The organism is Pedobacter suwonensis, from assembly GCF_044762335.1.
GTDB lineage: Bacteria > Bacteroidota > Bacteroidia > Sphingobacteriales > Sphingobacteriaceae > Pedobacter.
Map to the genome: position 1 here is coordinate 54,147 of NZ_JBIWEB010000002.1, position 15,121 is coordinate 69,267.

Consider the following 15,121-nt stretch of genomic DNA (forward strand, 5'->3'; position numbering starts at 1 on the left):
TGCCTTTCGATTGATGTGGAAAGAATTTCAAATGCTATGATATATTGATAGCTTAAACGAGGCATTATACCTGTAAAGCTGAATGCTTAGTTAAATCAATGCCAGAGGTTCTACGCTCTCCACACCAAACTTTCTTACCCTACATCAATGCCTGTTAAACATCACTGCTGTAAATTTGTATCATAAATAAGAAAGGAAATTTATGTCACAGTTTATTTTGCATAAAGCAAACACCCGGGGTCATGCCAATCATGGCTGGTTAAATGCGCATCACTCATTTAGTTTTGCCAATTACTACAATCCGGAAAGAATGCATTTCGGGGTTTTGAGGGTTTTAAATGATGACTTGATTGATGGTGGTATGGGTTTTGGTACCCATCCGCATGATAACATGGAAATTATTACCATTCCGTTAGCTGGTGCAATTGCACACAAAGATAGTATGGGTAATTCGGCCGTTATTAAGAATGGAGAAATTCAGGTGATGAGTGCCGGAACAGGTGTAAGTCATAGCGAGTTTAATGCTAATGCTGATGAGCAATTGAATTTACTGCAGATCTGGTTATTCCCTAACAAGAAAAATGTTACGCCACGCTACGATCAGCAAACATTGGATGTGGAAGCCAGACACAATAACTTCCAGCAGATTTTATCGCCAAATGCTGATGATGCCGGTGTATGGATCCATCAGGATGCCTGGTTCTCATTAGGTAAATTCAATGCCGGATTTGATACCGAATACAAAATCAAAAAAGCTGGCAACGGTGTTTATGCTTTTGTGATCAATGGCGAAGTAACCATAAACGAACAAGTGTTGAGCAAAAGAGATGGCCTGGGTGTTTGGGATACCGATAAAATCAGTTTTAAAGCCAATACTGCAGATGCAGAGGTATTGTTAATGGATGTGCCGATGGAATTGAATTAAAATAATTTAACCAAACCCCGCAGATTTAAAACCTGCGGGGTTTATTTATGTAAAAATATGCAAACTACCATACTTTATATCGGCAGGGATACTGAAATTACAACTGTGATGAACCGATTGTTAAATGCCAGACCGGAGTGGAAAGGAATCTGCGTGTGTTCGGATGATGAAGCCATTTCCATTTGCAGGGAACAGCAAATAGATCTGGTTCTGCTCGGAAACGGAATTGATGAAGGATGTGAAAAGATATTGAGGGCAAAATTAACTGAAATTAAACCTCAGATTAAAATTATCCAGCATTATGGCGGTGGAAGCGGGCTTCTTTATGGTGAAATTATGACGGCACTAAATTAAGTAAAGAAATATTTTTTGCACTTTGCTATTACTCCCTCAAATAGCAGCAGTTGCCAATCCACCTAAACGGGATTGCAGCGATATCCTTTTAAAATTAGCACCTGCTGCCATTTCACTGCGATGCTGAGGTACGAAGCATCTTTAAGCGATGAAACAGATGCTTCGTACCTCAGCATGACAATTGCATTTTAAAAGATTTAGCGAAAAGCCCGACTGTCAGTCAATAGCGCTGCAGGACTTGCTTTTCAAAAGACTTTAAGCTAATCTCATTAAAGCTAGTTGTACGCAGGAAAAATAAATCCTTATGGTCTGTGAGACACAGACCATGGGATTTTTTGGCTTTAGCTAATGTAATCTCTATCCTCGTCGCTTAAGGTATTTTTATTATTTTCTATCGTAGGTTGATTTCTCTCAATCTCATCATCATAACTGCTTACTGTCTTTTTTGGCCGGCCAACCACAAAGCCAATAATGAAACCGACGATGATACAAACACCGATAACGATCAGTTTGGAAACCTGAACATCGTTTGCAACGATAAAGTTAAATGGTACCTCATCACTGTTCAGAAATAAGAAGGCGGTTAATAGGGCCGTTAATATGATTATCGAAATTGTTTTTGCGCTCATGTTTAAAAACTATAATTAAATGAAAACTCTAATATCGGATTTTGATTGTAAATCTGATTAACAAAAACCAATCTTGCCCCTAAATCTACAACAGGTTGGTAGCGTAAAATGTTTACACTGGTGTTTAATTCTACCCCATATGTTTTAGGATCATTAAAAGTTGTGCCTTTCCCGATATTCTCATAATGGCAAAATAAACCAGCCCTAAAATTTCTGACATAGGCCAAAGGACCTAACTCCCAATCAGGAAAGGCAAATGGAAAACGGTAATTGAAAAGCAGGCTGTTTTGTAGTTTACTTTTAGCTAAAATATTGTTGTACCCATAAACAGTTGCAATCTCTGTTGCGTACTGATTTACCCCGGTTGCTTTTTGATAATTGAAGCTCGCCAGAAAGGAATGGTTTTTTGCAAAACCCGGAAAGTAAAGGAAGCTTTCGAGCGCTAAAATTTCTCCTTTCAAATTTTGATCAAAGGGCTGGTGATTGTAAGTTGCCCTGAACACCTGTCCCCATCTGGGTGCAATGTCTCTCTCGGTCGTGCGTACGCTGTGGTTAAAAGTAAAATTATACTCCATCGGAAATTTAAGCTCGCGTATAAAACCGGCAGGCATGTTTTCAGGCATGTACCTTTGCGTAAAACTGGTTGCTGTATTCAGGGTAAAACTATAGTTGTTATTGCGTGCATTAAATGATAATGGAAGGGATGCGTTAAGTTTGATATAGTTCTCCCGCCAATCGCCTTGTTGTATGGTGTTTTTAGTGCGGTAGAACGTGCGTTTAGGTCTGTTCCGATACAAGATGCTCAATACAGGATAAAGTGCCTTATAACTGATATCTGCAGTGTATTCAAAACGCTTTAAATCCCGGTGGTATTTTGCGCCGGAATAAAAATCCATTGTGTTAAGCAGGTTGTTTGATTGCAGTGCTAAACCAAAAACATATTCGTTGTCAATTACCGGAACTATACTGTGGATGTTGAAAAGATTTAAGGCTGTATGGTACCGCTTCGATGGGTAGATGCTATCTGGAATGTTTTGAAAAACATTACCAACATTTTCCTGCTTTTCTGCTGCTGCCGAAAAATCCACAAAGTTATTTTCGCCTAACGGTTTCTCTTTGACAGGAATTTCGGCAATTTCATAACCGTTGATTTTGTAATCGTTAAATATAATTTTTCCATCACCGCTTTCTGTAGGGTTGAAGGCTCCGTATTTAGATGCGCTAAGTGCTGTGATTTTTTTTGAAACGGGATCTATTTCGTAAATATTATCGATGCCGTTAAAGTGTGCATTGAAAACAATTTTATCTTGAATAAAAACCGGTCGGCTGAGTTGTTGTCGGCTGTTGGAAATGAGTATGGATTTTTTCTCTCCGTCAACGAGCCATAAACTTTTTCCTTTCTCGCTTACGCTGATATAAGCTACCTTATTTCCTGACCGGTCAAAAGAAGCTGTTTGCTGGATTTCGTTTTCAGGATTTGCATAAGTCTTTAAAATCTTTCCTGAGCTGGCATCGATCTCTACTAAATTAAATTTATTATTAAGTTCAATCTTAGCTGCAATAATTTTCTTTCCGTCCTCAGATAGGCTGGGAGAGAAGAGCCTGCTTTTGCTGCTCAATTTATTGAATTTTTTGGTCTTTAAATTATACGAACAGATTATACTGTAACTCCGCTGTTTGTACCTGGGATCATAGCGGATTTCATCCCAAACCAAAAGATCATTTTTTAAGCTAAACCAGGGTTGTTCCTGATAACCGATTCCGAATAGTTTTTGCTCCGATTTATCCTCATTAATAATGACGAAATATCGGGCATCAGTTTTACTTTCTTTAAGGGCTAAAACCTGGTTTTTATTTAATCTTACCGGTAAGAAATAATGCGTTGCTATTTTTGTTTTTTTATTTAAGCTTTCATATTTTTCTGTGGAAGATTTTTCTTCCTGTTTTTTCCATGTTTCTGCCAGCTTGTTCTGGGTAGATAAAAAATATTGCCGCGTGTTTTCTCCGGTATATTTTTTTAAGCTTTTAGAAAATGGATACGGTCTCCATGGTCTTTTCCTGATGTCGCCAAGTAAACTGTCTGAAATGAACTGACCATATTTTTCCTTCATGTCAGATACCATCAAATAGCCTGTTTGATAATAACCCGGTGTTACTTCTTTGTTCGAGCCAAAATAGGCTTTGCTGTAGGTAAATTTTTTTCCTTCCAGAAGTGAAGCCCGGTAAGGCATGATCCAGTTTGGCTGCCGGCCCCGGCCCGAATTCGTCAAAGCAGTTTCGTTCACCACAGCATCGCCCTCGAAAAACCAAATGGGTATACCCGCGCCAAAGTATGCGAAGTAAACCAGTTCAGGAAAAGGGTGTGCCTGTGTTCCTGTCAATTTGTCAAACTGTGCAATGTGCCTGAGTTCATGCACAGCAAGGTTGTTCAGCCAATCCTGGCTGTCAAAAAACTGTGGAGGCGTAGCATAGAACTCCGACTTCTTCGGTCCTAACTGAACAAAGCCATTAGCTACCGTTCCCCGGTTCTGTAGAAGTAGTGGGATAGAGGTTTGTTGCTGGTTCAGGCCTACCCCGATTTTGCTATAGATAAAGGGTAGGGTATTAGCCATTCTTTGGGCTTCTTTCTCCAGTTCCTTGGGATAAATGATTTTGAAGCCGCCGGATGAAATGTAGTTCCATCTTACACTAAGTGGGTTTTGCGCAGTGCTGAAAATCTGCCCATAAATCGATAATGAAACAAAACTTAAAGTAATTGTGCTTAAATAGCTGATAATTAGTTTTTTGTTTGATTTTTTTAAGTTCATCTAAAATCTTTGCTAAAATATTTAGTCTTTTAAAATTTATAGTTGTTTAAAATTGTGAATTTTTAATTTATATAAATTTGTTTAAATATCTGATTTACAAATGTTATTGTAATATAATTGAATTGGTAAAATGTTCGTTTATCAATAAAAATTTGCATAAATATACTACTGATTGTTGCTTAAAGGCCTATTCTTAATTTCATCAGTTTTTATTCAATTAATTTACACTTATTAATCGATTTTCCTGAAAATTTTTTCTTCCATTTTTAAATTATGTATGACTTTAAGACGATGAGTTCAGTTCTCTGAGCTAAGCCAGGCGCTATGGAATTTATAACGTCAATGGATGATTCTGGAAGATTAACAAATGCCTGGGAAATTAAAGGAATTCTCGACAGCGAAATTGATTTTTAAATACGAAAAACTGACCGGGATAATCAATAATTGAAACGTTTGTTGTGTTAGTTTTTAAAATTTTTGGAAACGAAAAAAATCAGATTATGGTGGCCTAAGATTTTTATAATGACATAATGTCTGTTTTTTTTGCTGAGGTATCAGCTTAATTTTAAGGTATTTTGAATCCCGATTTTGGCCGAATTAATCGGGTTTAGATCAATTTAAAATATTAATATGGAAGTTCATGTATTCCTAAAACAGTAATTTTTGAGTACAAATCCAGGTTTTGGAGCTTAAATTTTAGGTATAAATTCGGCTTAAATTTTAATGATCTGTATATTTTTTGTTGACTTTAAGCCTAAAAAACCGTAAAATTTTGCCTGGATAATGCGGTTTCCTTGCGATATTCGTGAATAAAGGCTTTCTCCTGATATTTTATCGAAATTTCATTTTTTGAAGTAAAAAGCTGCTTTATTGTGGTTTAAACGCATTTTTTTTGATCAGAACGTATTTTCAGATCGTAATAGTGGAATCTGATAATTTTTCATCTTTAGGCGTGAAAAGTGGTCCAACAATTTAGTTTTTACCGCCTGAATTTTTAGTGTTTTGATAATGATTAATTACAAAAAACTACGCTGTTTTGTGGCTGCATAGAAACTGTTTGTACTTCAAATTGAAAACTATGCTGAGAACTGGTATATCATCTTCGAGATAGTTCTATCTTATTTCAGGAAGATACGTTGGCATTTACTTATCTGAATTTTAGTATAAAAATCTCTGGATTTAATATTGTTTTATCGCTGCTTTTTTAAGATGTAAGTAGTATTTTTTTATTTGGGATTTAACGAGTTTTTTATAAGATTTTTTCGCTAATAAATCCTTAGTTTTTTCAGTATTTTCATGTTGGGTTTTTGGTAGTTTCTATCGTTGATTTGAAGCTGTTTTGTCAGTGAATTTTTCATTGAAAAATTTAATCTTTTAACTTTTATATTTTCCTGATTTCAGACCTGTTTTTAATATATATTGATTGATTGTTTGTAATCTATTTTATACTCGAAATTTGTGCTTTACTGGCTTTATATTTAGTCTCTTTTTTAAAGATTTATTTAGATGGCTATCAAAGGAATTTCGTTTAGAAAATATTCATTTTTGATAAGTTAAAATTATATTGTAAAGCTTGATTTATAGTTCTGTTTTGAGGTTGATCCAGATGGTATTTTTTACGTTTTTGCTCATCTGATATTGCTGAACTCTTCCTAAGTTTTATCGGTAAAAAAGGTATAATCTAAGGATATAATAATTCAGCTTTGTTATGCTATAATTACAACTTCAGACAGTTAATTGATATCGCCTTGTTCTGAAAGGAAGACGCGATCACATTAGGTGTTTTTGGCAAACGTATTTTTTTTCGAGGTGGCAAATTAGCGGCGAAGTAGAGGTGTCTTAGATTCCTATCTTGTTGGGAAATTACATTTTTTTAATCTCAGTTTCCTTTTTTAATTACGCCTGTTTATATGGAACTGCTATCGCTTGGATAAAGTATTTTGATAGGTTTTAACGATTGGTTTTTGACAAGTTTGGTTACTTCTAAATTGGTATTGTGGTAGTTTGTTTTGAGCCGTTTGAAGCTGATGTTCTGCGCTATCTTTTAAAAATTTTCGATCATGCTTTTGTTGGTAATCAGATCTGAAAAAAAAATCGGCCATCAAAATATAGAGATACAATAGATCGTTCAGCTTAAATTATCTTAATAAAAAACGGTTAGCTTTTTCAAAAATATATCCTATTACTAGGCTTTGTTTTAGAGCTGGTTCTTTCTCTTTTTATAAATGGGATAAAGAAAAATCGAGGCCAATATAATGGTTGCGCCGATATAAAATCCACCTGTCATTTGCTCCTTGCTTTGAAAAAAAATAAAGGCCAATACGATGCCGTACACAGGCTCAAGATTGGTAATTAAAGCAACTCTGAAAGCAGATAAAGTTCTCATTACGGCAACACCTGCAACGTATGCAACAGATGTGCAAAGCGTGCCTAGCAACGCAATGTAGAACCAGTTTTGAGCGCTAAGATTGAACCCCGTATTGAGCAGCGAACCATCATATAAACGATATAGGGTGATCCAGAAAAATGCCCCAACAAGTTCATAAAAGCTGATGATGGAAGGTTCGCTTTTTTGTACCAGCGTGGAATTTATCGTCGAGAAAAGGCTGGATGCAACTGCAGCCAAAAGACCAAAAATTATTCCTAATGTATACTGACCTTCGAATTTAAAGATCATATATATTCCCAGAATGATGAGTAAGCCGATTAAAATATCGCCAGGTTGTATGGGTTGTTTTTTGATCAGCGGTTCTAAAATTGCCGTAAATAAAGTAAAAGAAGACAGGCAAACCAGGGTTACCGAAACCGTAGAAACTTTAATGGCATGGAAAAAAAATATCCAATGGATAGCTACAGCTCCTCCTGTTAAAAAGAATTGAATGAACTGTTTTTTGCTGATCTTAATGTTCTTTTTGGTAATTAAAAACCACGCTAAGAGTGTGGCTGCGGCAATCATTACACGGTACCAAACCATGGGTACTGCATCGATAGAAATCAACTTACCGAGCACGCCTGTAAAGCCCCAAACAAATACGGTAAGATGGAGGATGAGTAAATTCTTTTTGGTAATGTCCATCGTTATTTTGGTGCTTTTCTTAACAGGTAAAAACCTAGTAAGCCAAAGAATAGTGTAGGCATGATAACGGCTGCGAAAGGAGGTAATCCGCCTTTGGTCGAAAACATTTGGGTAAACTGGTTAAATACGATGTAAGCAAAGCTAATGAAGATTCCGATACCTAAAGATACACCAACCCCACCGCGAACTTTACGCGAGGAGAGTGCAACACCGATCAGCGTTAACACATAAGCCGAAAGTGGGTGCAGGTAACGTTTGTATTTTTCAAACTGAAGGTCGTTCATTACACCTGTGCCACGGATTTTTTCTTTCCTGATCTTCTCTGAAAGTTCTCTGGTTGTTAAGTTTTGCACCACGTTATCATAGGCCGAAAAATCGTCAGGACGCATATCCAGAATGGTATCTTTAAGTTTGCCGTTACCATAAATCATGGTTTCTTTCAGACCATCAATTTTACGGATAGAGTAGTTGCTCAACTGCCATTTACGCTTAAGCGAATCCCATTTTATATTTTCTGCAACGATTTTTTTGGTCAGTACATCTCCGCTAAAATTATCCAAAGAAAACCGATATCCTGAATTCGTTTTGTTGTCGAAATTATCAATATAAATATAGGTTTTGTCGTCCAGTTTCATATGGATTTTGGACTTTGTGGAGGGATCATTACGCTTTACATACGTATTCTCGAAGCTATTTTTTAAGGTATTGGTATAGGGAAGAAGGTATAAGTTGGAAAGTAGATTGGCCGAAAAAATAATGGAGGCCGACACCAGGTAAGGAAATAAAAACCGGTTAAAACTCACACCACCACTTAAAATCGGCACAATCTCGGTCTGATCGGCCATTTTAGCCGTAAAGAAAATTACGGCAATGAAATTAATCAGTGGCGAAAGCATATTCACATAAAAAGGAATGGAGCCAGCGTAATATTTGGAAAGGATTCCCCAAAAACTTAGGCCACTTTTCATAAAATCATCCATTTTTTCCGACAGATCAAAAACAACAATAATGATCACGAAAATGGCAAGGGTATAAATAAATGTACCCAGGTATTTCCCGATGATATACTGATCGATGATTTTTATTCTCCCTTTTAACAGATTCATTTTATAGCTTATTGCCTAACACTTTAACCATTTTGTTTTTCCACTCATAAAATTCGCCTGCAATGATTTTTTCCCTGGCCTGTTTTACCAGCCAGAGATAGAAATGCAGGTTATGTAAGGTAGCAATTTGAGCGCCAAGCATTTCATTGCTATGGACCAGGTGCCTTAAATAAGCTTTTGTGGTTACCTGATCGGCATGCAGATCGCTTTCTGCATCCAAAGGAGAAAAATCATTTTCCCATTTTTTATTCCTGATGTTGATAATGCCATTCCTGGTAAATAACATGCCATTTCTTGCATTTCTGGTTGGCATTACACAATCGAACATATCGATGCCCAATGCGATGTTCTCTAATATATTGATGGGTGTACCAACGCCCATTAAATAACGTGGTTTTTCAGCCGGTAATATATCGCATACCACTTCCGTCATGGCGTACATCTCTTCGGCAGGCTCACCTACCGATAAGCCACCTATTGCATTGCCCTCACGATTCATACCAGCAATAAATTCTGCCGATTTAATTCTTAAATCTTTATATACAGAGCCCTGAACGATAGGGAAAAGTGTTTGGTCGAAACCATATTTAGGCTGCGTATTGTCAAAATGGGTACAGCAGCGCTCTAACCAGCGGTGGGTCATTTTGATCGATTTGGCCGCATAGGTGTAGTCGCATGGATACGGGGTACATTCATCAAAGGCCATAATGATATCGGCACCAATGGTACGCTGGATATCCATGGCATATTCAGGGGTAAAAAGGTGCTTTGATCCATCAATGTGAGAACGGAAAGTAACGCCTTCTTCCTTAATTTTACGTACCTGACTTAATGAATATACCTGATAACCTCCACTATCAGTTAAAATCGGGCGGTCCCAACCAATAAATTGATGCAGGCCACCTGCCTTTTCAAGAATATCAAGTCCTGGTCTCAAATAAAGGTGGTAAGTATTTCCGAGAATGATTTTTGCGTCAATATCATTTTTAAGCTCACGCTGGTGTACGGCTTTCACCGTTCCGGCAGTACCCACAGGCATAAAAATAGGTGTTTGTATTTCGCCATGAGCAGTGGTGACCGTTCCGGCCCTGGCTTTAGATAGGGGGTCGTTAGCCTGTAAACTAAATTTCATCATGTATTTTTCCTCGTCAAAAATCTGCCAAAAATAGCAAAAATTGAGGGCATATTTTTGTTTAATTTTTTATCCACATAAAAGTGATTTACAGATTAAAAATGAGAAATTTGCGCCTATTTATTTTACCATCGTGATATTAACCCCACTTGAAATTATTCTGCTCTCCATATTGGTTTTTTGCCTTTTGGTTCAGCTTTATTATGTATTATTTGTTCATTTGAAGCTGGCCAGGGTAAGCGTTGAGGAAGTACCGTTTTCGGCGCGTAAACCGATCAGTGTTATTGTTTGTGCCCGAAATGAAATTGTTAATCTGGAAAAATATCTTCCTTCGTTATTCAGCCAAAATTATCCTGAATTTGAGGTGGTGGTGGTCAATGATCGTTCCTGGGATGGAACCGAGGACTTTTTAGAAGCTTTAGAAAAGCAGCATCGTAACATCAAGGTAGTAAAAATTTTAGATAACGATAAATTTATTGCCGGTAAAAAGTTCGCCGTTACCATGGGCATAAAAGCAGCCAAATATGATTGGCTGGTATTTACAGATGCCGATTGTATGCCGGCATCTGACAACTGGCTGATGGATATGCAGCAGCCCGCCGATGAGCAAACGGAAATTATATTGGGGTATTCGCCTTATATGAAAAAGCGCAGCCTGTTGAATGCTTTGATCCGGTTCGAAACCTTTTTTACTGCGGTTAACTACCTTTCTTTTGCCCTGAAAGGCATGCCTTACATGGGGGTTGGACGAAATATGGCTTATAAAAAATCGCTGTTTTTTAAAAATAAGGGCTTCGCAGCGCATATGCATATTCCATCCGGAGATGATGATTTGTTTGTAAATGCACACGCCAACATCTATAATACCGAGATTCGCATACATGCGGATAGCCACGTATGGAGTGAGCCAAATAAAAACTGGGCAGGTTATTTGAGACAGAAAAAACGCCATTTTGGTGCTGGTAAGTTTTATAAACCGAAACATAAATTTATTTTGAGCCTTCAGATTATTTCCCAGTTTCTGTTTTATGCCTTTTTTGCTGCTTGTATGTTTTTAAGTCGCGAAGCGCAATATGTAGCACTCGGCATCCTCGGATTAAGCATTGTGATCCGATGTTTTATCTATCCTAAATTACTTAAACGGTTAAACTATGGCGATTTACGTTGGTGGTTCCCGATTTTAGATATACTTTTGTTTCTGTTTTTAACCTTAAACGGATTTTTATCCATGTTTGGGAAGAAAAATGTAAAATGGAAATAGTTCATAATCTTTTAGTTATTGCAATATGCCAGATGTAAAGCCAGATATCATTTTAAAATATTTTCCCGATCTAACTGAAAAACAGCTTGGGCAGTTTTCCCGGTTGTTTGAGTTATATAGCTTCTGGAATGCACAGATCAATGTAATTTCGAGAAAAGATATTGAAGAGTTGTACGAGCGCCATGTGCTCCATTCATTGGGAATAGCTAAAATTTGTACCTTTAAAGCAGGAGAGTCTGTGTTGGATGTGGGAACTGGAGGCGGCTTCCCGGGTATTCCTTTAGCCATTTTATTCCCTGAAACGCAGTTTTACCTGGTTGATTCTATCGGGAAAAAAATCAAAGTGGTAAAAGAAGTGGCTTCGGCACTAGGTTTAGAAAATTTGCGTGCCGATCATTTGAGGGCTGAGCAGGTTAAAGAAAAGTTTAATTTTGTGGTGTCGAGGGCGGTTACCCGTTTAGGCGAATTTTATCCATGGATACAGGGTAAATTTAAAAAAGATTCAATAAATGCTATTCCAAATGGAATTTTGTATCTAAAAGGTGGCGATTTGGCAGAAGAGATCAGGGAGTCGAAACTGAAAGCAGAATTATATCCGCTTTCAGCTTATTTTGAGGAAGATTTTTTTGAAACCAAATATGTGGTTTACGTACCGCAATAAGTATTCTATTAACCCTTCTTAGCTGGCTTTGTCTCAGTTGGAGTTGGTGCATCTAAGGTGATTCTCATTACTTCACCTTTTGTTGCTTTTGGTTCTGCAGGCGGAGGTGGAGGGACAGGCTTTGTATCCGGAGTGATCATTATTGACGAAGGTAGTTTTTTGCTGTCCTTTTTAACAGTAGGTGAAGCAAACTGAACTTTATTTATTTTTGACTCATTATTCTTTTTTGCTTTTAAAGGAACTGGTTCTACTGGGGGCGGCGGTGGTAATCTTTTGTCATAATTGATGATAACGGGTTCATTTATCCTTATTTCTTTCCTCTTTTTGACTTTGGCTGGGCTTGGTTCTTTTGGAGGTGGAGGAGGCAGTCTCTTTTTATCCGATTTTTTCTTCGTCGTATCCTGTAAAACAATGTTTAAGCTTTCCTTTTTCTGTCCAAATTGGATGGTAGCATAATCTTTTGTAAATGCCATTGTAGATAGGCATAGCATAAATCCGGTTAACGGAAGGATAAATAACAATCTGAGCCTGGCCCATTTTGCTGATTTTTTTTGGTTTAACATATTTATTCTATTTTTTAGTAATGAAGAATTGAAAAAATGGTTACTAAGGGTAATTTTGTCATTCCCGTACGAATTTTGGATCAGAAACAACGCATACTCATATTTCGCAACGTCTTTTCTGGTAGTAGCCTCATCAGCAAGGTATTCATGTACAAGCCTGATATCGTTCTTAATGAAGTAAATAACCGGGTTGAACCAGCTGGAAATCTGTATCAGTTCGAATAACATGATATCAAGACTATGTTTTTGTTTAATATGCACCATTTCGTGTTTTAACACAGTAGCTTTTTGGTTCATCTCCGGATCCATAAAAAGTAGATTGAAGAATGAAAATGCCACTTTTGAATGTTTGATGTCAATAACAGTGATATTATCTTCTTTACGCTTATGTGCATTTTGCATTAATTTTGCAAGGTGTCTTAGCCCCCACAAAAATTTTAGTATTAAAATTGATGAAATTGCCAGATATAATACTAAAAGGACGTTTTCCAGCGTAAAATAGGATGTAGGTTCGTCAATCCTGATAGATCCTGTATAGTGGAAAACGATTTCCTTCTTTAAGAACCCCAGCTGAACAAATGGAAGTATAAAAGCCAGCATCGAACTGAAAATCAGGTAAGATCTGTTTAAAACATAAAAGGTTTCCCTGTGGAGAAATAATCTATAAAATCCATAAAACAGGATCAGGTATAGATTTGCTTCGAGTAAATAATATAGCCAGCTCATCACTTGTCTTTTTTAAGTTTCTCTGCCAATTGAATAATTTCGTTGAGCTCTTCGTTACTCATACTTTTTTCCTTCACCAGAAAGGAAACCAGGCTTTCATAAGAATTTTCGAAGTAATTGTTCATTACCTTGTCGAATGCAAAACGTTTGTAATCAGTTTCTTTGATGATAGGGTAGTAGATATGTGTATTACCGATCGCCTTATGGTCAACAAAGCCTTTACTTTCCAGCACCCTGATTACGGTCGAAACCGTGTTGTAGGCGGGTTTGGGTTCATTCATTTTTTCGATGACCTCTTTCACCAGGGCTTCGCCCATTTCCCAAAGGATAAGCATCACCTGTTCTTCTGCTTTTGTGAGTTCTTTTATCATAGCAACTATTTTTGTAGTTTGGTTAATTGAAGTTACCACTATAAAAATAGTTTTCAAACTATTTTTATAGTTTTATTTTTAAATATTTGATAATCAGTATTTTAATTTTTTATAAAAAAATATAAAGCATAAAAAAACCTGCCGATAGGGCAGGTTACCATTTACACTTAAAACTTATTAGAATTTTTGCGATTTTCGCGGATTGTCCGTCATGATCATTTTATCTTTTAACAATTGCTGTAAACCGGTTTGTTTGTCGATACTTTTTACGACATCTAATACGGCACTCGCTGCATTACTGAAAAATGGTTTGGTAATGGTCGAATATTCATCACTGGCTTTATGGTAATCCTTATGATCTTCGACGCCAAAATATAGGAAGGGAATATTTTTAGCATTAAATGCACCCTGGTCGCTTTGGTTGGTCCAGTCATCATGGCCTTGTTTAGGATCGTCGTGGCCAAAAAGTAATTTGATATTGGTTTTAGTCGTATCTACATATTTCTTTAAATCGGGATATTTGAAAGTCCCACATATATATAATTCACCTTTATCACTATGACTGATCATATCCATATTTAAATCAACAGCGATGGTATTAATGGGCACAGGTGGATTACCTACAAATGCTTTTGCACCCTGTAAACCCATTTCTTCCGCATCAAAAGAAGCGAAAATAATGGTATTGTTGGGTTTGTTTTTTGCAAAATAGGCGGCAATTTTTAATAATCCGGCAGTACTCGATGCATTGTCATCTGCACCGTTGAAAACTTCATCTTTTATCACACCCAGGTGATCGTAATGCGCAGAAACCACGATCACATTGTTTCCTTTGCCTGGAATGTAGCCGATAATATTGGTTCCGTTTACTTTCGCACTATTTCTATCATTAAAGGTGAATTCCTGGGCATAGTTTACATGCTGTGGGTAAGATTTTAACCCTAGTTTTTGAAATCTTTCTATAATGTAAGCTCTGGCCATTTCAGCACCTTTAGTACCTGTTTTACGCCCCTGGTAAGCATCTGATGATAATACTTCAACATCTTTTAATAACTGGGTATCTAATTTGCCGGAATCTGTAGACCCCGTCTGGTTCTTTACTGATGAACAGCAGCTGAGCGTCATGGCTAAGGGTAGGATATATAGAATTTTCATGTCTTAGGGTTATAGTATGATAGAATCGTCATGCTGAATTTATTTCAGCATCTTTCCTGCAATATAGAACCCTGAAATGAATTCAGGGTGACGGATCTAAATTTCAGTTTTAATTGGAAATCTTTTAATATAATTAATTGTCAAACGCAGGTTTAAAGATCGTTAAAATCATCTGGAATTGATATCTTGCCTTTAAACGCACCAGGAATCCTTTTGGCTGGGACTGGTTTATCTTCCATTAAAAAGGTCACTATAACTTCCGTTTTGGTCTGTACAGGCGCTTTTTCTTTCAGCGTTATTTTTCCTTTTTCGTAATATCCTTTAACTGTGGCTAACATATCTTTGGTGTTATTAA

At 36.9% G+C, this 15,121-nt stretch carries 13 protein-coding genes; 4 read left to right on the top strand and 9 right to left on the bottom strand.

The window, feature by feature from the left end:
• Positions 1 to 202: 202 nt before the first annotated feature.
• Positions 203 to 925: a pirin family protein gene (locus ACIQXP_RS03880; RefSeq protein ID WP_293741514.1), complete on the top strand. Its 723-nt coding sequence runs from the start codon at positions 203 to 205 to the stop codon at positions 923 to 925.
• A gap of 57 nt (positions 926 to 982) precedes the next feature.
• Entirely contained in the window at positions 983 to 1,279 is a 297-nt protein-coding gene (locus ACIQXP_RS03885; protein WP_293741515.1) for a response regulator, read from the top strand.
• A 341-nt stretch (positions 1,280 to 1,620) separates the two neighbouring features.
• Here the strand turns inward: ACIQXP_RS03885 and ACIQXP_RS03890 are convergent, their stop codons facing one another.
• The 5 genes from ACIQXP_RS03890 to tgt form a co-directional block, all read right to left on the bottom strand.
• Positions 1,621 to 1,908 (bottom strand): LapA family protein, encoded by a 288-nt coding sequence (locus ACIQXP_RS03890; RefSeq protein ID WP_293741516.1) that lies wholly within the window; start codon positions 1,906 to 1,908, stop codon positions 1,621 to 1,623.
• A 2-nt stretch (positions 1,909 to 1,910) separates the two neighbouring features.
• Positions 1,911 to 4,715: a TolB family protein gene (locus ACIQXP_RS03895; RefSeq protein ID WP_387504549.1), complete on the bottom strand. Its 2,805-nt coding sequence runs from the start codon at positions 4,713 to 4,715 to the stop codon at positions 1,911 to 1,913.
• A gap of 2,197 nt (positions 4,716 to 6,912) precedes the next feature.
• Positions 6,913 to 7,791: a DMT family transporter gene (locus ACIQXP_RS03900; RefSeq protein WP_387504550.1), complete on the bottom strand. Its 879-nt coding sequence runs from the start codon at positions 7,789 to 7,791 to the stop codon at positions 6,913 to 6,915.
• Positions 7,792 to 7,793: 2 nt separating this feature from the next.
• The gene (locus ACIQXP_RS03905) at positions 7,794 to 8,897 is read right to left on the bottom strand and encodes an LptF/LptG family permease (protein WP_293741519.1); all 1,104 of its coding nucleotides are present in this window, start codon (positions 8,895 to 8,897) and stop codon (positions 7,794 to 7,796) included.
• A 1-nt stretch (position 8,898) separates the two neighbouring features.
• Entirely contained in the window at positions 8,899 to 10,029 is a 1,131-nt protein-coding gene (gene tgt / locus ACIQXP_RS03910) for a tRNA guanosine(34) transglycosylase Tgt (protein WP_378934141.1), read from the bottom strand.
• Positions 10,030 to 10,072: 43 nt separating this feature from the next.
• On the opposite strand from tgt, the gene ACIQXP_RS03915 reads away from it, so the two are divergent.
• Entirely contained in the window at positions 10,073 to 11,290 is a 1,218-nt protein-coding gene (locus ACIQXP_RS03915; RefSeq protein WP_387504551.1) for a glycosyltransferase, read from the top strand.
• 25 nt (positions 11,291 to 11,315) lie between these two features.
• Positions 11,316 to 11,951, top strand: coding sequence for a 16S rRNA (guanine(527)-N(7))-methyltransferase RsmG (gene rsmG / locus ACIQXP_RS03920; protein ID WP_387504552.1), 636 nt, complete (start codon positions 11,316 to 11,318; stop codon positions 11,949 to 11,951).
• Between the two features lie 8 nt (positions 11,952 to 11,959).
• On the opposite strand, the gene ACIQXP_RS03925 is transcribed toward rsmG, so the two are convergent.
• The 4 genes from ACIQXP_RS03925 to ACIQXP_RS03940 all read right to left on the bottom strand — a co-directional run bounded on the left by ACIQXP_RS03925 (position 11,960) and on the right by ACIQXP_RS03940 (position 15,104).
• Positions 11,960 to 13,114, bottom strand: coding sequence for a M56 family metallopeptidase (locus ACIQXP_RS03925; protein ID WP_387504553.1), 1,155 nt, complete (start codon positions 13,112 to 13,114; stop codon positions 11,960 to 11,962).
• A 125-nt stretch (positions 13,115 to 13,239) separates the two neighbouring features.
• The gene (locus ACIQXP_RS03930) at positions 13,240 to 13,611 is read right to left on the bottom strand and encodes a BlaI/MecI/CopY family transcriptional regulator (protein ID WP_145860721.1); all 372 of its coding nucleotides are present in this window, start codon (positions 13,609 to 13,611) and stop codon (positions 13,240 to 13,242) included.
• 177 nt (positions 13,612 to 13,788) lie between these two features.
• The gene (locus ACIQXP_RS03935; protein WP_387504554.1) at positions 13,789 to 14,766 is read right to left on the bottom strand and encodes a M28 family peptidase; all 978 of its coding nucleotides are present in this window, start codon (positions 14,764 to 14,766) and stop codon (positions 13,789 to 13,791) included.
• 152 nt (positions 14,767 to 14,918) lie between these two features.
• Positions 14,919 to 15,104: a hypothetical protein gene (locus ACIQXP_RS03940; RefSeq protein ID WP_205058253.1), complete on the bottom strand. Its 186-nt coding sequence runs from the start codon at positions 15,102 to 15,104 to the stop codon at positions 14,919 to 14,921.
• Positions 15,105 to 15,121: the final 17 nt, after the last annotated feature.